Consider the following 22,211-nt stretch of genomic DNA (forward strand, 5'->3'; position numbering starts at 1 on the left):
TAATTTTGTCTGATAAAATTACAGACTGTCTTGAGAGCAAATGGAACATCATTCTTACCAAGCATATTCGGATAGCCAGCTTATTGAGATGTTGGCGGATGACGATTCCATAGCCTTTGAGGCATTATACAATCGATACTTCACCCGACTTTTTAATTATACCTATGAAAAATCGGGCGATCAATTTATCGCCCAGGAGATTGTTCAGGAGTTATTTATCAACTTTTGGCAGCAACGTAAACAACTATTTATCAATAGATCTGTAAACGGCTACTTGTATACAGCAGCTAAACACCTGATTATTGATCAACATCGTCGGGAAGTTACCCGTAATCACCACACAGATCAATTTGTTACGTATCAAACGTCTGTTAGCAACCAAACCGAAGAGCAGATTCGGGTTAATGAACTACAGCGAACGTATATGAATTTCCTGAATCAATTGCCTGATAAATGCCGGTGTGTGTTCAGCTTAAGCCGTGAAGGGTTCTCCAATCGGGAAATTGCTGAGCAAATGAACATTTCAGAGAAAACCGTCGAACAGCATATTACTAAAGCCCTTCGACAGCTACGGGCTCAATTTCCTCAGCAATTACTTATACTGTTTATTATTTCATTTTTTAAGTAAAAAATTTCATTTTAGAGTAAGGGTTACTCTGGCTGGTGTGCGTCTTGTGGGTAGTCGGACAAATCTGATTTGTATGAATGCCCCCTTTATTCCCCCTGATTTACTAAAAAAATATCTTAACGGTACGGCTAGCGAGGCTGAACGCGAGATTGTTGAAGCCTGGTATGATTCGCTGCGTCATAGCCCTGATTATCTGGGAACTTTACCTGATATTGAGCAGAAAGCCCTTCGGGAGGAAACGTTTCGGGCCATTTCTGAGCGGCTGAATACCCGTGAGTTGAATAATGTACGGGCGTTGCCTACTACTTATTTCAGGTCCAGATCGTTGTGGGCAGTGGCTAGTGCCGTAGCGGCTGTGATCTTACTAACTGTTGGCATTGGTTTATGGCTGAACCACCCTGTCCATCAGCCTACAAATTCGTCAGTCGCTGTCAATAATTCGTCGTATATCCACTTTGTCAATAAGCAGGCTCGTATTGTCCAAAAGCGATTACCCGATGGTACGGTTGTCTGGTTGCATCCACTGGCTGAACTCCATTATCCGACGGTGTTTCCGTCTATGCGACGTGATGTTGATTTTGCTGGCGAGGCCTTCTTCGATGTTGCAAAAGATGCCAGTCGGCCTTTTCGCATCCGGTCGGGGAAGATGCAGGTTCAGGTATTGGGCACAAGCTTCAACGTAAAGGCAACACCTCGACAGGCGTTGTTTGAAGTGGCTGTGGTAACCGGAAAGGTCGTCGTTAGTTCCGTAGCTCAACATGGGCCGAAATCAGTAAAAACCGTTACGTTGCTTCCGCATCAGGAGGCTTTGTATAACGTGTCGACGGATCGGTTAACCTTTCATGAGCAGATCCTTCAGGCTCGTCAGGAATTTTACCAGCCGGTGTCGATTGCTTTTGCCGATACGCCCATTAAAAACGTATTGACCCAGTTGGAAGGGCGGTTTAAAGTAAGCTTTCGAGTGTCGAATCCAGCCCTGTATCACTGTCGGTTAACTGCCAATTTTACTCAGCAATCGTTAGCGGATATTCTTGATTTACTCTGCATATCTCTAGACGCTACGTATACTCTGTCGGGAGATACGATCATGCTTGAGGGTGATGGCTGTTCCTGATCCGCTATACCAGTTTCTACCTTAACTTAACTACATACTCATTATGCTTTTTGGTATACATGCCAGGCCCCAATTTCGGGGCCTTACATCTCGTATTGTCTTTTTGCAAGGATTATTACTCGTTTTTCTGACAAGCGCTGGAGCTACGTTTGATGGTCATACGCAGAATATCCTGAACCGAATGATCTCCATTCAGGTCAAAAACCAATCGTTGAAGAACGTGGTCGATCAACTGCAAAGTCAATCGCAGATCCGATTTATTTATAGTACCCGAATTCAATTGAGCGAATCAGTGGACCTGGAGGCTACCAATGAACCGCTCCACTCAGTTCTTAATCGCTTGTTAAGACCCTTTCAGATTGACTACAAAGTGGTTAATGAGCAGATTGTGCTGACCCGACAGAAAAAAGTGACGGCAACTGTACCGGAACATCAGCCAATGAGTCCAATTCTGCCCGGTTTCGAACGGCCTGCTGATCGCAGTATTGTCGGGCAAATAACCGACGAATCTGGACAGGGTTTGCCGGGTGTGAGTGTGGTCATAAAGGGCACATCGCGAGGAACAACAACCGATGCCAAGGGCGAATTCAACCTGGAATCACCTGATAATGCTACATTGGTAATCAGCTCAGTAGGTTATGAAACAGTTGAAATAGCGGTTCGGCCAATCATAAACGTTAAACTTGTTCCGAGTGTCAATCAACTGGCCGAAGTGGTCGTTGCCTATGGGAAGCAAAATAAAGCTCTGGTTTCGGGAGCCGTGGCTTCAGTTAATCTGGAAGAGATCAGAAACCGCCCAACCAGTTCGATGCAAAATGCCTTGCAGGGGGTAGTACCGGGCCTGACGGTGCTTAACCGAACGGCTGATGTGAACGCCAGTGGCAATACTTCCATTGTTGTGCGTGGCCGAACGAATTTGGGGTCGCCCGGTCCCATGATCATTATCGATGGCGTTCCGGCTATCAGTACCCAGGAATTTACAGCGCTCAACCAGAATGATATTGCCAGCATCAGCGTACTTAAGGATGCAGCCTCTGCGTCGCTGTACGGCTCACGGGCCGCCAATGGCGTTATACTGGTGACCACCCGGCGCGGTTCGACCGGAAAATCGTCGATTGAGTTTAACGCCAACTATGGGGTGCAGTCGGCCACTTATTTGCCGAGGTACGTCAATTCGGCCGATTACGCTACGCTGTATAACGAGGCCTTAACCAATGCTGGCAAAGCAGCCCTGTATACGGCCGACCAAATTCAGGCCCTGGGCAATGGCAGTAATCCCGATTTATATCCGAATACGAACTGGTACAAGGAAGTGCTTAGGGCAGCTGCTCCACAGGCTGATTATAACCTGAATATCAATGGGTCGGGCCAGACAACCCGGTATTATTTGGGGGCTTCTTACTTCAATCAGCAATCGCTGATCCCTGGCAAAGCCCTTGATCGGTATAATTTTAAGATAAATACCGAAAGTAAGCTCATTCCAAACCTGCTAACCGTTAGCACAAACCTCTCATTTTTGCGCAATGATTATAACCGGAATGGGGCCGATCTGGACTGGCTGCAAATGAACCGATCCTTGCCAATCACCGTGCTACGTCAGTCGGACGGGCAATGGGGCAGCATTAGCGGGGGGACGGTCAATGCGGTTGCTGTTGGGGTTAATCAGCTCCGGCGGATACAGGAGGGTGGACAGGCCAGAAATAAGGACGATTATTTTCAGGCTATAACCAATGCCGCGCTTACCCCCTTGCCGGGCTTGACCATCAGTGGATTGGCTTCGCTGAAAATCAACAATCTTCAAGGCTACAACTTTGTCAGCACGATTGCCCCAGTCCCTAACTTTTTGACCAAACAGTTGATCACGTCAACCCTGGTTACGCCTAACTCGATGACGGAAACCTGGCAAAAACAGCAGGGCTTTCTGGTGCAGGGACTTGTCGATTATGAGCGATCATTCGGTAAACATCTGGCTAAAATTACCGTAGGGGCCAGTCAGGAGAGCAACATTGACCGTAGTATTGGCGTGGGCCGACGAAATTTCCCCAACAACGATTTAAGAACGGTGATAACGGGCTCTTCACAGGCTACCGATCTTATTTCCGGACAGAATTACTCCTCCGAAGTTCAGTGGGCTATCCGCTCCTTTTTCGGCCGGGTGAACTATGCCTATAACGATAAATATTTGCTGGAGGGGAACATCAGAGCCGATTATTCCTCGCGTTTCAGTCCCGAATATCGTAAAGCTATATTCCCATCTTTCTCAGCCGGTTGGCGACTGTCGCAGGAAGATTTTTTAAAGACTAACGCGTGGATCAATGAATTGAAACTGCGCGGCTCGTATGGTTCATTAGGCAACCAGGACGTTGTAACGCCCGGAAACTACTATCAACTGATTAACATATTCAGCGCCTATAATTTTGAAGGAGCGGCTGTAGATGGAGCGGCTCAGAACGCAGGCGCAAACTATGCTACCCAGTGGGAAAAAGTGTACATGACAAACCTGGGCCTTGATTTCACGTTGTTTGGCAATAAATTATCGGGAACCATAGAAGTCTACCGAAAAACAACCAAAGGTATTCTCCTTCAGTTGCCGGTTCTGGCGACGTATGCCTTAACCAGCCCCTATACCAATGCAGGTACTACCCGAAACGATGGTATCGAGATCGACCTGAATTACAGCGGTTCTATCGGGTCCGATTTCAAATACACCGTGGGCGGGAATATGTCTTCCATCAGAAACCGAATCATCGATTTGGGTGGAGTCAATAACTTCATTGGTGATCCGTATATCAGTCAGGTAGGTCAAAAAGTGGGTTCGCTCTATGGATACATTGCCGATGGATTATTTGCGAACGAAAGCGATGTTAAAAACCATGCTTTTCAGACGAACAACACCAAACCCGGCGATATTATATACCGGGATTTGAATAACGACAATGTCATTAACGCGGCCGACCGAGCCGTAATTGGTAATGATGTTCCCTGGTTTAATTACGGATTTAATCTATCGGCCAGCTACAAACAGTTTGATGTCTCGGCCATCCTGTATGGGGTGAGTAATGTTGACATTTATTTGAATAACGAAGCCAGCTATCCCTTTTTTAATGGGGCTGGTGTAAAAGAACAAATGAAGGATCGATGGACGACCACAAACCCCAATGTGAATGCCAAATGGCCCCGGTTACTGCTTTCGGCCGATGGGGCTAACAATTACAATTTTGGCACCAGCTCATTCTGGCTATTCAACGCGGCTTATTTACGGGTCAGGAACTTATCGGTGGGCTACAATTTTAGCAATAACCTGATCCGGCATATCGGTTTGTCAAGATTACGACTGTACGTAGCGGCCAATAATCCATTCACCTTTCTGGCCGATAAACGGCTGGGTGATTTCGACCCGGAGCTGGTTTCCGGACGGGGAGCCAACTATCCCGGCATTAAAACGTGGTCAATAGGAATCAACGCAAAATTTTAGTCTAAACGAACAACATGAAACCAACATACTATTTTCTGCTGGTATCGACGCTGGTTCTGACGTCCTGTAAGGATGATTTTCTGGAACGATTACCCCAAAATCAGGTATCCGACGCGACATTCTGGAAAACGACCGACGATTTATATCTGGCTCTCAATGCATTTTATCCGCTGCTTGAAAACCAGTCGATTATTTATCAGGAGTCTGTTTCCGATAATGCGTACTCCCAATATCCCTGGGAAAGTTTTGCTACCCTGGCCTCGGCTGGCGATATAACGGCGGCAACGAACGCAGGCTGGAGCTATTTCTACATCAGACGGGCCAATAATTTTCTGGAACATGCTGACCAGGCAACGGGCACTCAATCCTTAAAAGACCGCTATAAGGCAGAAGCCCGCTTTCTGCGAGCGTATAATTACTATTTGATGGTGAAGCTCTTCGGTGATGTACCGTTAGTTACCAAAACCTTGCAGGTAGATGAAGTTGATGTTCCCCGTACTCCACGGGCCGATGTCATTACCTTCATTTTAAATGAGTTAAATGAGGCTTCTGCTGTGCTACCGGCCAAATATACAGGCGGCAAAACCAATGAAGTGGGCCGGGCAACCAAAGGGGCGGCAATTGGGCTGAGAGCCCGAATTTTACTTGACGAAAGTAGATGGCAGGAAGCCGTTACGGAATCAGCCAAATTAATGGACGGTACGTATAAACTTTTCACTGTATCGACCGAAACGGGTAGTGATCTGTTAGATAATTACGCTAACTGGGTCAACTTCACGGATGCGGCTGACGAAAAAAAGTTTCGGTTAGGGTTGCGTAGTTACCAGAAACTATTTGAAAGTGCCAATAAAGGAAATAGTGAGGTTATTCTTGACCGGCAATACATCAATACGGTTCAGCCCAATACCTTAAATACCCTGTTGCCAGCGGCTGATTTGGGTGGATGGAGTTCCGTAACGCCAACCCAGGAGTTAGTCAATGCGTATAATGACTATCGTACCGGCGAACCCATTACCCCGTTGAGTGCAGCGCAACGAGCAACCTATTACGACACAAATAACCCTGCTTTCGCCAATGAATATAAAAATCGGGACCCTCGATTTTATGCCACGATTCTGTTCAACGGAAATCCCTGGAATACGTTGCAGACGGGGTATGCCTTTAAGTGGGTTCAGGGCGGATCGAATAATTCTCAAACAGGCTATAACTTCCGGAAAATGGTAGACCCGGATGCCTACAAAGCCAATGTGGCTAACTACAGTAATATTATCCTGCTACGATATGCGGAGATTTTATTGATTAATGCCGAAGCACGAAATGAAGTCAGTGGGCCTTCGGAGGACGTATTTCGTTCACTCGACGCTATACGAGCCAGAGCAGGTATGCCTCCGGTTGACCGGACAAAATACAATACTCAGGCCTTAGTACGTGAATTGATTCGAAACGAACGACGTATCGAGCTGGTGCTGGAAGGGCAACGCTATATGGATATTCGCCGTTGGAAAACGGCTCCCCAGGTCATGAAAAACATTTACAGCATCCGTAACGGTCTGGCGCAGCAACGGACCTGGACCGATAAATTGTATGTTATGCCTGTCCCGCAAGCGCAAATTGATTTGTCCCAATCAAAAGCTTTACAGCAGAATTCGGGCTATTAGTGACGGGAGGTGTCAGGTTCTCAAACCTGACACCACGACCAGGTTTTTAATAAAAAAAGGAGAATCTGTTATGTATCAAGTAAAGCTGTTTAGTCTGTTTTGCCTCGGATGTTTGTTCTCATTTCACACAAGTTTTGGTCAGGATTTTCCGAACGTACCGGGGGTAGTTATTGATCATCTGGCGAAGTCGACCAATAATTTCCTGGGGTCGCCCAGCCTTGTTATTCTGCCCAGCGGTAAATACATCGCATCGCATGATATTTTCGGGAAAGGCCCGACGCCCCTGCATACGCATGTATTTGAATCCGGCGACCGGGGTAAAAGCTGGCAGAAAGTGGCAGAACTGGACAGTATGTACTGGGCCACGCTGTTTGTGAACAAAGGGGCATTGTACCTACTCGGAACGACTAAAGATTTTGGGCGTAAGGCTATCCGGCGTTCGACCGATGGCGGGCATACCTGGAGCAGCGTTGAGGAAGGAATTCTCGGAACGGGCCGGGGCTACCATTGTGCTTCCGTACCGGTTCAGGTGTTTAAAGGTCGTGTCTGGAAAGGCATGGAAATCATTGGACCCGGAAAGGGCTGGGGGCATTTTCACAGTTTTGTTGCTTCGGCACCGGTAGAATCCAATCTGCTCGATCCGAAAAGCTGGTCGTTTACGCACCCGATCAAGTACGACCGAACCAACTGGAAACCGGGCGATGCCTGGTTGGAAGGCAACGTAGTGATGACTCCAAAGGGCGAGATCTGGAATATTCTACGAGTCAACAACCCTGAGGACGACCAGGCTGCCATGTACCGGGTGAGTGATGATGGGCAAACGGCTGATTCATCCACGATTAAGTTCATCAAATTGCCCGGAGCCTGTAAAAAGTTTACGATCCGCTACGATGCCAAAACGAAACTGTACTACACGTTTACCAATTATGTGCTTCCTAAATACCGAGGCCGCAATCTGGAACGAGTCCGTAACGCCCAGGTTATGCTTTCGTCGCCCAATCTGGAAACCTGGACCATTCGGGGCATCATTTTGTATCATCCGGACGTGGATCATTATGGATTCCAGTATCTGGATTGGCAATTCGACGGAAAAGACATCATTATAGCCTCCCGAACGGCCTATAATGATGGACAGACGGATGCTAAAAGCCAGCACGATTCCAATTTTCTGACCTTTCATCGTATTACAGACTTCCGAACGTACCGCACGCCGACTGAGTGGCTTCCCCTGTTGGAAGGCATTACTGACTTTGCTGTACTGAAGTAATGTAAATTGCGGGATTTTCGTCTGATTATGAGTTGGTTAAGTGGTGCATTGAACATCCTTAAAGGAGGGATAACAAAAACGTGAATGGCTTATGTCTATCGGTCGTAAGTCGCATCATAGGTTGGTAATTCAGTAAAGTTTCACCAGTTGCGTGAACCACTTTCTTTTTTAAAAAACTTCATTAATAACACGATTAGGTTAGTTCAGCTTACTGAATGAAGATAAAATCGATTGTGGCTACTGTTTTAAAATAAGTCTTACCCGGCTGGCTGGCGTTTACAGGCAGTTCGGCCGCCGAGTCGCAGCCGTTTCCTGCCGAACGTCAACTAACCTTCGATCCGAAAGGCCATACCCTCAACAACACTCAGGTTTTTTCGCTGGAGAAATCTCTAAAACATAGACCATTTCACCCTTTTCTACTTTCACTTCAAAATATATGTGTTTGTTCGGCTTTTCAACTTTTTCACTCTCTCCCGTCTTGTAGCCCGCAAACGCCCTGGCGATTGCTTTTGCCAAGGGATCTGGCAACTCCGCCTTTTTGATTTCTGTTTCCGTGACGACCCAGCTTCCCGACGCATCTAAATTAGCGGCTTGGATTAATGAACCGTTTTTGAATTCAGCTTCGAATTCCGTCTTGCTTTCTTTCGACCACTTGGCGGACTTCGCATTGGGGAACATCTTCGTGAACGAACTCTTCACAGCATCGGGAACTGCCGATTCCTTTAGGGGCTGAGCCTACGATACTCCGGCCAGGAGAACAGCCACGCCAACTAACATGATCTTTTGCATAATGTTGTTTTTGATCAAATCAACGGGAAAATTCTACAGAAATACTAAAGTTTTCCATCTGTCTTGTCCTGAAAATTTACCGACGTTTTTCTGAACGGTGGTTGGGTAGGAGGGAAGTGCCCGGAAACGGGCTTTTTTGCGTTCAATAAATCCGTTCAGTTTAATTGGTCAGCGTTTTTGGATATTCCTACCTTTTTCTGAACGATTAGCCTATGCCTGCACTTTATCTTTTCAACTAGTTTATGGGTAGACATGTAATCCAACTTTGGAGGCTACACTATTCATTATAATAAACTCAAGTCTGACTGAATGCGTAAAATTGCATTTATGATCATCCAAAATTCAGATCAATCAATGCCGGGTACTTCCTCTGCAATGTCATTCTCAGCCTGCCCATTAATAAAGTAAACTGGATTGCAGACATCTGGTCGTAGCCTAATAAATGCACCTAAGCCATACTTATATGCTCCGTCCTGATTTGTAAAGTCTTCTAGTTTTTCAATATCATTCTGCTCTCTTGCTGTATTTGACCAATGCTTAAATTCTATAATAAGAACGTTTAAGTTGTTGTGCCCTCTGCCGTGAATGATTAAATCAGGCTTAGTTCCGTATTCACGTCGGGGTGTAATCTTTGGCCCTTCTCCATTTTTATTATACTCGATATCTAAATTGAGTTGACTCAGCCAGGCAAAGTTCATTATCTCTTCATGCAAATAAATAGCAAAGCGAAAGGCGGCACTTTGCTCCATACCACGTATTTGTATCAGAGGAAAATCGTACTCATATAAGTAATCCAAGGAACTTGATATGATAGATTTTAGCCCATCAATGTCTTCTTTAGGCAAGACCATAGTTGTTATTTATTTACCTGTAAATCGTTCAAAATGGATTTGCACCACCTCTGTTTTGCTTGTTTTGTCGCTTACCTGCATTGCTTACAACTTACAACGTCTAATCTATCATTACCCGATCTAATAACCGCATTACCTTCAACGGCTGCGCGTTGGGCATCCAGCCCTAGCCCCGACTCCCCTGAGCGCGGGTCGATACCTGGTAATAAGCAACGTAGCCAGCCTGTCCCAATTTTGCCTGGCTTTTTGTTGAAGTCAATTTCAGCTATAAGAGAAATCAATCGGTGGGAGCGTTAGACCGATGAAAGGCGTAGTCTTCAGCGCTCAGGTTTAAGCGCAGAAATTCCTCCATACCGATGTCGTGTCTCTCCAGTACATACCGACGGAACGGGAAACTTCGTTTTGCGTTGTCTAGTCCACCCGCTTTTTCTGCCCTTCTCAGCCTGTCATTCGGTAATCCTTCCAGGTATTCCTTAAAATAGACCTGTAATAATTCGCGCGATGATCGGTTTTCTGTTTGCGGATCAATTTGCTGCTCCAGCCAGTCAGCCAGATCGACCGACGTTTCAGTCGTGTGTTCAGTGTTGCCAAATACAGCCAGGTCTTTTGCCCGGTTGTAATAGCAATAAGTCGCATTGCCAATGCGAAACATGCGAGCCATCCACTCCCGCTGGGACTCTGGCAGGGCCGCCAAGGCCTCCGTCTGTTGCTGATTGTATTTTTCGATTGGTTGTCGCATCGTTTAATGAAGGGGAGGCACTTTAAATCGGGACGATTCACGGTACACCGAATCCTCCTTAATAAACATCCCACCGACCGAATTTCGGGCGATCTGGTAAATTTGATCATAGGGAATTCGAATACGCTTAGCAGGAGCGCCAGGCTCCGGACTAAAGAAGGTATCAAGCAGCATATCCTGCTCATCAAAATCAATATTGGCTGCTGAATCCTGATGAACAAAGATCGGGCACATATACTGCCGGGAATGGTCTCTATCGGTATCAATAAAATCGATGTAGCTCGCTGACACCATATAATGGCAGTTGGGATCTGGTAGATCGGCAACTAATTATTCTAGTACAGTAAGCAGGTGTAAATCGGGCGTCACAGTGATTTTGTTTTAGAAATAGGGAAGTTGGGTGTTTATAATAGGCCTTGAACGAGCGCATTAACAGCTATTAAAGATATTATAATATCAGTAAGCTGCATTTATTAAATTACTTCACTCTAAACAAGCCAACCTTTAGAAACCGGAAAGAATGTACAAATTATATAAAGCAAAGGAGTACATGAATTATTTACAAAATATGTAAGTAAATACTTGATTATGTAATTAAAATAATATATCTTTAATAAATTGAAACAGGCAATTAAATGGTCATCATTACCAAAACCATTCTGAACGAGTTTGGTCTTCAACATACCGATTCGGCTTTAGCCCTTAATGACTGGTATGCTACTGTAAAAGCCGCTGACTGGAAAAGTCTGGCGGATGTTAAGCAAACTTTCAATTCAGTGGACTATGTAGGCAATGATCACTATGTATTTAATGTTCGGGGTAACCGCTACCGGATTATTGCTATGATCTTTTTTGATAAACGGACTGTTTATATCCGCTTTGTGGGTACCCACGCACAGTACGATAAAATTCCTGATTGTTCGATCATCTAACTACCTTGATTATGCAACTGCCAACCAACCCAACTGAGTATCAACAACTCATGGCCCAAATTGAAACCTTGTTACAGAAAGCAACGGTAGGAGGGGGATTTGACACGCTAACACCGGAAGAAGGTACGGAATTGGCTCAACTATCTGAACTAGCGGAAGCTTATGAAGACAGCATCCCGCTAATGCCGATCAAAGTGCCTCAATCCATCGCAGAAATGATTGAGTTTAAGATGTATGAAAAGAAAATGAAGCAGCGGGATATGGCTCGGCTTTTAGAAGTGCCCGAAACCAGGCTTTCGGAAGTTCTACGGGGCAAACGCCGAGTGTCAATGGATCTAGCCAAAACACTTCGTACTAAACTTAAGATTGACGCCGATTTTATTCTGGAACATGCTTAGGCAACTGTAGCTGGTTATTTGACAATTTATTGCTTGAATGAAAAAACTAAAACCAACCTTTACTTGTCTATGTCTTTCTATCAGAAATTAATCATTCAGACCGTGAAGTGCTCGGAATCTGATGCATATGAAATTGAAGAATATATGCGCCATAATATTTTCAATTCCACCTTAGATTGGCAAACTATGCAACAGCTTGAGCAGGGAGCAGTTAAGGCATGGAAAGAAATACAATTTTTACACACCTCCGAAGGTATTGCTTATATCAACAAATTAGTTGTGGAAAACAATATGAGGGATTGATGCCGTATGCAATATATAGGCTTATTTGGATTCGTATCTCATGCGTTACACAAAAAAGGTGATCACAAATGATCACTTGGTTTGTTCAATATATTCTGCTCAAGGTATTACTTTTTTTCAAAAGTAGACTTATGTCTGTAGATCTCCCAAACCTTCTCCTCTTCATCAATCCATTGGACGATGAAAGGAGTGGTCGAATCATTTATTTCAACGTCAAGTGAATTAAGCACAGTTATTAACCTATCAGTCTCATTTATAACTTTACCGGAGTCAATCCGCCTGAATGATCCACCATCTACGACAAATTTGATTTTCCCAATCACTGGATTAGTGCCCCTTAACCTAACCGAAACAATGTTATCCGAATACCGCACGTTCACAGACGGATTTCTATTCATGTAGCAGTCTTCATCACTAACTAAAATTTTGTCTATCCATCGTTCAGGACTATTTAGTTTATTTAAAAGCGATTTTGCATCAGCGCTGTTCGCACAGATAATTTGTAACGAACCGTACTGATCAATTGCTATCTCATCTTTTACTACGAACTCTTGTTGAACCTGTTTTTTATATCTATCCCTGTCAGTATCTGAAGAATTGAACCTGCGATAGACACCCTCGTATTCAAAATAATGAACTGCCTGATGTATGGTCTGCCTGATGGCCGAGTCCGCGTGCGAATTGTTATTCGTTATGAAATAATGATTTTCGACTGTAGCATCAAACATCACCTCGGATAATTTCAGTCTAAAGAAGATTGGAACCGGACATTTTGGGTATTCACGTCTGGTTATGTCGCCGAAAGGTCTCCCCAATCGTTCCGTGAAATATTGATAGGGTGTTTGGGGGCGAAAATAGAAACGGGCGAAATTATGAGGGTCAAGCCGACGATACACAATTTGTTGGGCAGCAGTATCTTTAAAACTAGCTTTTTCTCGTGATTTTATTTTTCCGTCGTTTAGAATAGACGCAGCGTTTTCAAGGTGGGCATAGTGGTAGAGAAATCCCTTCCAGTTCGATGACTGCTTCTCAATTCTAGACAAAAACAATAACCGACTATCTTGATTTAAAATCCTGCTTGCTGCTTTATACGTCTCTGACTCCGCTTCCTTATGTAAGCCGCTTGTCAGAGAATTCCAATTCCAGTAGCGTTTGTATCGGATCAGCAGGTCCTCGGTTGCGTTTATTACCATCGAAGCCGACAGTTTCGTCCAATCAAGTTTATCTTTAAGCTCCTCCAAAAGAGCAGCCTCAGCCTTGATGACTCCGCTCAGATAAGCCCAGTCCCAGGGCTTGTGCTTCAACTTGAGAAGTATATCGGGCTGTTTAGCTATTTCTTGTCGATAACTTAATTTCGAATAATCCCACTTATCAGCGTAGCGTTCTACAAAGGCTGATTGACAGAGCTTTTCTCCGATATGCCCTGACTTGGATAAAACCGACCAATCCCACGAATCTCGATATAAATCAAGTATAGATTGTTTATCATTATCAACTTCCTCATCCGCAATTTTGAAATCAATGTAACTTGATAGAAAGCTCCAATCGAGTGGCTTCGTGCCAATCTCTCCTAAGAGTTGACGAGTGATCGTTTGGTCTTTAAATACTTTGGCAGTAAGAGAATGGTAATTCCACGGCTTGTCTTTAGTCCTTCTGACTAAGTCATAGGTGATTACTATATCTTCCCTTTGCGTCAATATACGCCAATCCCACGGTTTGTTTAGTAAGGTATCATCCTCAAAAAGCCCCTTTCCTTCTTCATCATAGAAGCTTATATTTTTGTAAGCTGAAAGTACCTCCCAATTCCAGTCCTTATCATTATGCTCTTCTAAATAGTCATTATTAATAACTAGAGTGGGCTTTTGTGATAAAAGCCCGTAATCCCATTCGGTCGAAAAATCTAATAACTCGTTATCTAATACTAAGTCTTCCCTACTTGATAACGCTTTCCAGTCAACATGAGGCTTTAACGCCTGTAGCCTTTGAAGATTTTCTTTTCTTGATCTTAGGTCTACAGTAAAACTACCCCTTTTGATGTTACTCGCTTTAACTTCGTTTATTAAGAACGGGCCTTTTTCAGAGATGTAATTCCAGTCCCAATATTGCCGGTATCGACGAAGGTGCTTATAGTCACCAGTAACTTTATTATTTCTTGATAATGTCTTCCAATCCCATTTCGATATGTATTGATTTATAAAATCAACGCTCTCCCAACGAAACCGTTTTAAGGACGACAGGTAAGTCCAATCCAAGGCGATTAATTTACCATCATCTTCCGGCATCAATCTTTCATAGAGGAAATCTACCGTGACCTTTTTTGTTAGTAGTGACCACGCCTTTCTAAAATTCGCTTCCTCCTCTATCTGGCTTAACGCTCGGCAAATGAACTCAACGTCAAGTTCGATTGACTCAGTCGTATACGATTGGTCCAAAAGATACGACCAGTCCCAATGGGAGGTTGTGACAGGCTGCTCACCACACAGTTGCTTAATTTCTTCGAGTGTAAAAACGTTGGTTGTCAAAAAAGCCCAATCCCACTTATCTTTCAATGCTACGAGATAAGATAAGATGAATTCTTTGTCTGTGTTCCTGGTAAGAAAGCTCCACTCCCAGGGATAATGGGGCTGAGTAGATACAAAGTCGATGGATACTCGTCGCGTTACTTCCAGCCAAAAGGCCTGTTGTAACTCACCCTCTGGGATTAGCTCAGCGAATTTAGGTAAAATGTTAAGTAGGGAAGTCTCGGATAGGCTACGGGCAATTGTCGGCCAATGCCAGGCTTGCCGAAGTGTTCGGTCTAAGCGCAGGGCTTTTTCCAGAAAATCCCCTCCTCTACTTGAAAGCACCCTGTAATCCCACGGAAATGCGCCAAGCGAGTAGCTGATTACATCGACGTTCAACCGCTCCGAGAGATCCGTCCAGTTCCAGCGGTGGCGGTAACGCTCTAACCGGGTAACTATATAGTGTTCAGGCAAACGTGCCGACAGGATCGACCAGTCAACGATATCACCGAACTCATCTAAAAGGGAATCGTCGATCTGGAGGTGATCGTTTAATATGATTTGCACCCATTCCCAGCCAAACTGAGGTTGTTGACGGATAAATTCCAGAGAAGTAATTATACTACTCAGGTAGGTGCGTCCTTGCTGGGTTACGATTCGTGAATGATATTCGTTAAAAAGGGGTAAAGTCCATTCAATATTGGCATTACATTCAAAGCCCCGATCCGCTCCATAACTTCGCCAGCGCAGTAAACTACATTCATCCAGTAATCGAATTAGGGGTTCATCCCATTCAAGTTGTTCAAGTGTAAACCCAGTCGTGCGGCCGGCATTTTGCTTAAGCGCTGTGACAAACTCATCTTCGTTGAACAACCATCTTGCTTTTGCAGCAACCATTGGAATAACTACGTTCCAATCGATGACGCGCCCAAGTAGCGCAAGCTGCCTGGTCAACACATCCGCAGTGAGGGTGTTGGAAAACAACGTGTAATCAAAAGGGGGCCTGAATTGGTATTTGACCGCATTTATCAATATGTCAACGACTACCTGACTTCCTCGGGACTGAAGTTCAGGATAATCATAATTAATATCCGGATGAAAGTGGTCAATTAGGAAGGTCGTACTAAGTTCACGCTGACAAGCTACCAGGTTCCAGTGTGGGAAATAGCCTTTTTGGGCAGCTATTGGCAGTGCCTGAGCCATGAAGGAGCTTCCTCGTTCGGATAGCACCTCAAAATCCCAGAAATAGAGCTCATCCGTTAAAGTCTCAAATATGAACTCATCTGCCAGCCTCTTTGATAATACAGACCAGTCCCATAAACTGGGGTATACAGCTATCTGCTCCTGAATTAGTTCTACCGGTGCGAGCTGACTGATCGTATACCAAATCGTAGCATTCTGTAGATGAAAAGCATCCAAGATAGTGGGGTCAGACCAGTCAATTCGAGTATCCTTTACTAGGGTATTCCAATCCCACTTCTCTGTAAATTCGGCAATCGTTTCTGCGTTGAACACACCATCGGGATCGTCCCATAAGGCCTGAAACTGAGCTTGCTTGATTATGGCATCATGCTGTTCACGATTACGGGGATCAGCCAGAACGGCAGTTAAATAATCATCCCGGTTGCCGTTAATCAAAACAAAGATTTGATGCGATTGCCCATCAGATTGCCATACCTCACAGGTAAAAGTCACTTCTTCATTGCCCGCAAACTTGCCGTCGCCAAGACACATAATCGATGTGCCACTATCCTTACCAAGCTCTGCCTGGAATCGCTCGCTTTCTTTCCCAAAGGGAAGCGATAAGGCCATTAATTCCATGAATTTAGCTGGCTTACACGAATTGCCTTCGGTGAGGTTGCTGGCAAGATTAAAATACCACTGATAAGGAAAGTCGTCCGCAACGGACAGATTACGAAAGTAGTAACCTGAGTGGGTACTATCCTGGTAAAATAAAAGCTTCTTTTGATTCTCAAGTGCCAGCTTACCCCACTCTGTCAGTACAATGGATAGCTTCTCAGTGTGACTCTCCAACCAGCCCAATCTCACTTCCTCAAGCAGATAAAAGGCCTGTTGGGTTCGTAAATAATGCTGAAAAATCATCCGTTCCGCCGGGTCAGCGTATCGTTTTTGCTGCGCATCCTCCACAATCGAAAATCCAAGCAGGTAGGCTAATTCTTCAGTAGGTATGCTACCCCCTTTACGTTGAACGATCTCGCAGAGTACCAGGTCCACTTCGTTGACTGGTTGAGAGAGAATGTACGCTACAGGAAATTGTAAGCGCCCAATAACGAACTTATGATTGACTGTACTAAGCAATTGCATGAATCAGTAAGTAGGGCGGGTTAAAAGTTAGGTAGTAAAGTTGCATCTATTACACGGCCTTGGGGGGAATCAGCGATGGTCTGATACACATTCTTATAGATCTGCTTCCGGCTGAAGTGATCTGAGTTACCAACGATGATCAGTAAGCGCTTGGCTCGTGACAGGGCTACGTTCAGCCGGTTAGGAAATTCAGCAAACCCCAGGCTTGACTGTGGAGCATATCCAGTCTGCGGGTAAGCCTCTACGTTTGGAGGTTGATGAATGGCAGTCGCCAACCCATTGCTGCGGACCATAGAGACAATAACAATATTCCGCTCCATACCCTGGAATCGGTCAACGGTAGAAAGTCGGATAGGAAGTTCAGACACCTCGCGGCTCAGCTCATTCGTCATCTGTCTCAGCTGACCTAGCTGGCTGCCATAAAAAGAAATAATGCCTATTTCTTGCTCTTCCGGTTTATATTTAGGCTGCTGCCAATGAGCCATGTAAGTAGCGAAGCCATCGGCTTTTGCGATGGCCCGGAGCACTTGCCGGATAGCACGTACTTCGCCGGGATTGATCCGTGATGTTTTATCCTTTATTTCGGGCGTTTTAACGTCAACCCACACGCAGTGCGTGTTCACGTCAAACAAGCCGGGATAGGATAGGCCATGATACCGACTCTGGGGTTCGTTGAGTTGAGGGATTTCGACAAGTTGTTCATTCAGTCCGCATAACAACCCACCATCGTCAATGTAAAACTGTTTAATAACATCATTGATGGCCGGGTGCATTCGGTACTGTAGGTTAAATGTGGCCCTCAAGGTGGGCGACAGATTGGGATTTAAGAATAGCTTCTCGAAAAGTGATTTTTGATTATCCTGCTGTCGAAAAAAGGTGGCCAATTCAGATTCGCCTACCCGCTCTAGGGTTTCGATAAAATCCCCCTCATCTAACATGGGTGGCAGTTGTCGATGATCCCCCACGACGATTGTTTTTTGGGCGTAAAGCATCGGTAAAGCCAACTCTGGTGGCGTAGCCTTACTGGCTTCATCGATGATTACCGCATCAAAACGAATTGGGTTCTCCTGTTTGCTCCGATCGCCTGGATACAAATTGAGCCAGTTTCTAAAAAAACTGGTTGGCTTCTTTAGTGATCCCTGCCAGCCTATCGAACCGGAGGTAGCTCCGATCACATTAGCATAGGTTATGTACTGGTTGAACAGTAGCTGTCGAACCGATAAGTCATCGGTGGTGAAAACCTGATTCCACCGCTTGCGTAGATCGACGGTGTCGATGTCGTCACAAGCCTGGCTGCGGTTTTGAATGTTTTGGTGCCATCGGACGAGGATGTTATCATCAGACTCAGATTGCGTTAGCGGATCGGCATCAACCCAATTCTTCATACGGTCGAAAGCGAACCGAGCCCCTTCCGTTTCCAGTTTCTCTTCATTACCGAAACGTACCGGCTTGACCAGGTTGTGTGTTGAGTTGGCCAGTTTCTCCATCGCATTATCAACAGCCAAATGGGCTTCCGAGGTAAGCAGCAGCCGTTTTCTTGGATTCGTCCGTACCAACTGCCAAACCAATTCGGCAATGGCCGTGGATTTGCCCGTTCCAGGAGGGCCCTGAATCAACGCTAGTTCGGGCGCGTAGGTGGCTTTAAAAATGGCCTCCCGTTGTGATTGATTTAGCGATGTAGCCCATAAGTGTTGAATCATTGTCTGCCATTCGCTACAATCTTCTTTAGGTCTGATTTGCTCCGGAATTGGTTTAGCCTTCGAGCTGTCAAACAAATACGTAGCCACGCGCTTATTCTTGGGGTGAGCGGATTGCTGTCCCTGAACAGATTCTAAAACCGCGTTCAAACGGTAAATCCGTTCGTATTCGCCTGTAAACACCGGGCGAACAACAGGCAGGCTTTCTATGGGATCAATATCCGGTATTAACTCTATCTCTAATAATGGGTAAGCCGCTTTGCTTACTTCGCCGATCACTTTGCCTGCAACCTCTATTTCACAATTGGCTAATGATTTATATTGCTGAATATCATCGGCCTTACGTTTCTCTGCATCATAGAGTAAACCGTATGTATCATAAAGTGCCGTTTGACGAGACTCCACGAATGTCCATTCGTTTGATCTAAGTTTTATATTGAGTATATCCCGGACGTTACGAGAGTTTTGCTGATAAAAAAAACGAATGATCTCATTATGTGGCTCAAAAATGAAATCGGCTTCGGGAAGATATTCTTCAATAAGTGTATATAATCGTTCAAGAGGAGTGGTGTAGACCAGTCGAACTTTTAGTCGCTGTTCCGATCCCCGGTGGTCGATCAATAAGTTGGGGATCTCTGAAATAAGGTTTAATCTATGGAGCAGGTCTTCAGTCGTCGTGATATCAAATGCCAGCAGCTTCTTTTCTAAATCATGATGAATCTCATTGTGTTGACAGATTGCAGATAAAGCGTCAGCCATTCCTGCAACTAAACGCTCATCAATCTCTACTCTTAGCTGTCTGTAGGTGTTTTTAAAGAGTTCACCTTCAAACTTATAAGTTGAGGACACAAAGTTTACTATATATTGTTGAGACCTCTTTCTGGTCGGGAATATGTGTCTGAGCCACCAGGCGGCAGCCTTCAGTGGATCAGTGATACCCAATTCTTGATAGTTAAGCAAAGTTTTAGTGTCTGACTGTGCCGGGTCTTGGGCCGGACGGTCTTGAAACGACTTGTCAAAGCTATTGCCTGTCTTTTTATCAGTAACTCTTATTTTAACTTCTGAGCGTTTTAAACCAATGGTATTTTCAAGCTTAGTTATTAGATCTGAATTGACCCCTTCTCCTTCGACAGTAAATTCGTTTTTATAAAGATATTTGGGATAAGAGCCAAGTTCAACTTTCTGAGGCTGATATGTCCTTAGTAAATCGCCTTTTTTTGTAAAGCCGAGACCTAATTGTAGCTCAACTTGTTCCTGTGTATAACTCTGAATGAGATTAGCGATGGGGGCCACTTTGTAATGGTAAATGCACCCTATTTTCTCTTCACGGGAAATGGTGGGATGATTAGTAAGTAATTTATCGAGTCGCTCTATCTCTTCAAGTGTCAGTAGCAGCGCCCCATCGGCTGCAAACCTTTTTGACTGATCTGATTCGTTAGGTAATAACTTGGCAATCAGTTCGCTTAAATAGGCGACTTGTGGCTTAAAAACGCCGTCAATGGCGGGCTTTGGGATGATACGTGCGTAGTTATTATCTAATTGCTTGTTGACAGCTTCGATCTTTTCGGCAGTAACTTCATGATCACTAGGCATCAGAAAATATCCATCCTCGAAGCGGAGATGCTTGGGATTGACGCCTAGTGTATCGATCAGTAATTGCAGGATATCCCGCTTGTCATCATGCGGTTTGAGCGTGACTTGAAGCGTCTCATCTGAATATATAAACGAAGCTACCGGAATTGGTTGCGATAAGCGTTCAAGCAAGTTCTTTTGTGCATCGATGTAAGCGCCCCATACTCGGATTTCGCTTAGTCTGTTCTCCGTACCACTATTATTGTGCTTCTCTTTACTTTGTTGGCTTCTGGAAGGTAGCATCTACGATGTGGGAATCATTTGTCAGGGATAAGCGAAAAGTACATGTTTTGTACTGAAAGTAGAGTTATGTCTGATGATTTTTCTAGGCGATTAAAAGTTAAGATGCTGCTTTTTTGCAAACAGATTATTTCAATACACCTTGATTCTATTAAGATACTCGATTTCGGTTCGAACTCTGCCATCAAAGTAGTGAATACATAAAAGCTTAAAAGTCAGCTTGACTATTAAAATTAGCAATGCAATACTTGATTTTGTAGGCAAGTCTCAATGAAAGCTTACCCAGAAGTGTTACTTTAGCCAGTAGATATTAAGATTATGGCTTTTAACAGACGAGAACTCATAGCTGAAGTTCAGGAACAGTTTCTGGAGGAAGATGGCAATAAGCCATGGATTATAGCATTTAGTGGAGGTAAAGATTCCACGACTCTGTTGATGCTCGTATGGGAGGCCTTAACCGACCTTGATCCAATCGATCTAAAAAGAAGACCTGTATACGTCATTTGTAATAATACATTAGTTGAAAATCCACAGGTACTTACCTTCGTGAACAGCCAACTAGAGCTAATTCGTGAAAAGGCACTCGAATTAGGATTACCAATCGCAGTGGATCATACAACCCCAAGATTAGATGATAGCTTTTGGGTTAACTTGATCGGTAGGGGATACCCAGCTCCTAATAACATGTTTAGGTGGTGCACAGAGCGTCTAAAGATTTCTCCTACAACCCAATACATCAAAGATAAGATTTCACAAAACGGTGAAGTTATCATCTTATTGGGAACACGATCTGATGAAAGCTCAAGTCGGGCAGGTTCAATAAAGCGCCATGAAATCAAAGGACAAAGGCTAAGAAAACATCCATTACCCAATGCAATGGCTTTTGCCCCTATCAAGGATGTGACTACCGATGAGGTATGGACCTATCTGCAAAACACCACGAATCCTTGGACAGGAAAGAAAAATCGGGAATTGATTACCCTTTATAAAAATGGGAGTGGCGGTGATTGTCCGCTCGTAATGGACGTTAAAACCCCTTCCTGTGGTAATAGTCGATTCGGTTGTTGGGTTTGTACAGTGGTTAAACGGGACCGATCAATGGAAGCTCTGATTGATAATGGTGAAGAGTGGATGCAACCTCTGGTCGAAATCCGTGATTTCCTGTTTAATACAATAGACAGAGAGGCTACTAACTACGATCCAGATAAGTATAGAATGCCGATCAGAAGAAATAAATCTGAGGGTTTAGGGCCTTACTGGCCAAGATGGAGATATCATGTCTTAAAAATGGTTCTTGGGGCGCAAAAAATTGCCCAAGAGGAAGATCCACATAATCAACTAATATCCTTGCAAGAATTAGCTGCTATTCAAATAATCTGGAATCGAGATCACATTTATGAATATAGTGTTTCAGAAGTTTACAATGAAGTTTTTGGTAAAGAAGTAGATTTTGAACAACGAAATGCCAGCATATTTAAAGAGAAAAAAATACTAAAGGATGTCTGTCAAAATCATCCTGAGGATTACAATTTAATCAATCGGTTATTGAATGCACAAAAAAATAAAGTTCTTCTACTTAAAAAACGCGGCCTACAAAACGACATAGAAAATATTTTGCAGGAACACGTAAGGCCAACATTTACCAAGTTAGAAGACTACTAA

At 44.3% G+C, this 22,211-nt stretch carries 15 protein-coding genes; 9 read left to right on the forward strand and 6 right to left on the reverse strand.

Features of this window, described 5'->3' with window-relative positions; all coding sequences use genetic code 11:
- Positions 1 to 40 precede the first annotated feature (40 nt).
- From B153_RS0113630 to B153_RS0113650, 5 genes are all read left to right on the forward strand, one after another.
- The gene (locus B153_RS0113630; RefSeq protein WP_020597279.1) at positions 41 to 628 is read left to right on the forward strand and encodes an RNA polymerase sigma factor; all 588 of its coding nucleotides are present in this window, start codon (positions 41 to 43) and stop codon (positions 626 to 628) included.
- 73 nt (positions 629 to 701) lie between these two features.
- Positions 702 to 1,742 carry a FecR family protein gene (locus tag B153_RS0113635; RefSeq protein WP_020597280.1) on the forward strand — a complete coding sequence of 347 codons (1,041 nt, stop codon included), beginning with the start codon at positions 702 to 704 and terminating at the stop codon, positions 1,740 to 1,742.
- Between the two features lie 43 nt (positions 1,743 to 1,785).
- Positions 1,786 to 5,217, forward strand: a complete 3,432-nt coding sequence (locus B153_RS0113640) for a SusC/RagA family TonB-linked outer membrane protein (protein ID WP_020597281.1) — start codon at positions 1,786 to 1,788, stop codon at positions 5,215 to 5,217.
- Positions 5,218 to 5,231: 14 nt separating this feature from the next.
- Entirely contained in the window at positions 5,232 to 6,875 is a 1,644-nt protein-coding gene (locus B153_RS0113645; protein ID WP_020597282.1) for a RagB/SusD family nutrient uptake outer membrane protein, read from the forward strand.
- A 112-nt stretch (positions 6,876 to 6,987) separates the two neighbouring features.
- Positions 6,988 to 8,142 carry a sialidase family protein gene (locus tag B153_RS0113650; protein WP_040761393.1) on the forward strand — a complete coding sequence of 385 codons (1,155 nt, stop codon included), beginning with the start codon at positions 6,988 to 6,990 and terminating at the stop codon, positions 8,140 to 8,142.
- A 354-nt stretch (positions 8,143 to 8,496) separates the two neighbouring features.
- Here the strand turns inward: B153_RS0113650 and B153_RS35115 are convergent, their stop codons facing one another.
- The 4 genes from B153_RS35115 to B153_RS0113670 all read right to left on the reverse strand — a co-directional run bounded on the left by B153_RS35115 (position 8,497) and on the right by B153_RS0113670 (position 10,815).
- On the reverse strand, positions 8,497 to 8,820 hold the full coding sequence (locus B153_RS35115) for a PepSY-like domain-containing protein (protein WP_211221675.1): 324 nt from the start codon (positions 8,818 to 8,820) through the stop codon (positions 8,497 to 8,499).
- A gap of 458 nt (positions 8,821 to 9,278) precedes the next feature.
- Complete coding sequence (locus B153_RS36640; protein WP_020597285.1) at positions 9,279 to 9,782, reverse strand: hypothetical protein; 504 nt, start codon at positions 9,780 to 9,782, stop codon at positions 9,279 to 9,281.
- Between the two features lie 277 nt (positions 9,783 to 10,059).
- Complete coding sequence (locus B153_RS0113665) at positions 10,060 to 10,521, reverse strand: hypothetical protein (protein WP_020597286.1); 462 nt, start codon at positions 10,519 to 10,521, stop codon at positions 10,060 to 10,062.
- A 3-nt stretch (positions 10,522 to 10,524) separates the two neighbouring features.
- Positions 10,525 to 10,815 carry a hypothetical protein gene (locus B153_RS0113670; RefSeq protein WP_020597287.1) on the reverse strand — a complete coding sequence of 97 codons (291 nt, stop codon included), beginning with the start codon at positions 10,813 to 10,815 and terminating at the stop codon, positions 10,525 to 10,527.
- A gap of 341 nt (positions 10,816 to 11,156) precedes the next feature.
- Between B153_RS0113670 and B153_RS0113675 the strand changes: the two genes are divergently transcribed.
- The 3 genes from B153_RS0113675 to B153_RS0113685 all read left to right on the forward strand — a co-directional run bounded on the left by B153_RS0113675 (position 11,157) and on the right by B153_RS0113685 (position 12,154).
- Positions 11,157 to 11,453 carry a type II toxin-antitoxin system HigB family toxin gene (locus tag B153_RS0113675; RefSeq protein ID WP_020597288.1) on the forward strand — a complete coding sequence of 99 codons (297 nt, stop codon included), beginning with the start codon at positions 11,157 to 11,159 and terminating at the stop codon, positions 11,451 to 11,453.
- An 11-nt stretch (positions 11,454 to 11,464) separates the two neighbouring features.
- Positions 11,465 to 11,851: a helix-turn-helix domain-containing protein gene (locus B153_RS0113680; RefSeq protein WP_026262137.1), complete on the forward strand. Its 387-nt coding sequence runs from the start codon at positions 11,465 to 11,467 to the stop codon at positions 11,849 to 11,851.
- 69 nt (positions 11,852 to 11,920) lie between these two features.
- Positions 11,921 to 12,154: a hypothetical protein gene (locus tag B153_RS0113685; protein ID WP_020597290.1), complete on the forward strand. Its 234-nt coding sequence runs from the start codon at positions 11,921 to 11,923 to the stop codon at positions 12,152 to 12,154.
- 107 nt (positions 12,155 to 12,261) lie between these two features.
- Here B153_RS0113685 and B153_RS0113690 read toward each other — a convergent pair whose 3' ends face one another.
- On the reverse strand, positions 12,262 to 16,980 hold the full coding sequence (locus tag B153_RS0113690) for a DarT ssDNA thymidine ADP-ribosyltransferase family protein (protein ID WP_020597291.1): 4,719 nt from the start codon (positions 16,978 to 16,980) through the stop codon (positions 12,262 to 12,264).
- Positions 16,981 to 17,000: 20 nt separating this feature from the next.
- Positions 17,001 to 20,552: a DEAD/DEAH box helicase gene (locus B153_RS36645; protein ID WP_020597292.1), complete on the reverse strand. Its 3,552-nt coding sequence runs from the start codon at positions 20,550 to 20,552 to the stop codon at positions 17,001 to 17,003.
- A 315-nt stretch (positions 20,553 to 20,867) separates the two neighbouring features.
- On the opposite strand from B153_RS36645, the gene dndC reads away from it, so the two are divergent.
- Positions 20,868 to 22,211 (forward strand): DNA phosphorothioation system sulfurtransferase DndC, encoded by a 1,344-nt coding sequence (gene dndC / locus B153_RS0113700; protein WP_020597293.1) that lies wholly within the window; start codon positions 20,868 to 20,870, stop codon positions 22,209 to 22,211.

Source organism: Spirosoma panaciterrae DSM 21099, assembly GCF_000374025.1.
GTDB classification, from domain to species: Bacteria; Bacteroidota; Bacteroidia; order Cytophagales; family Spirosomataceae; genus Spirosoma; species Spirosoma panaciterrae.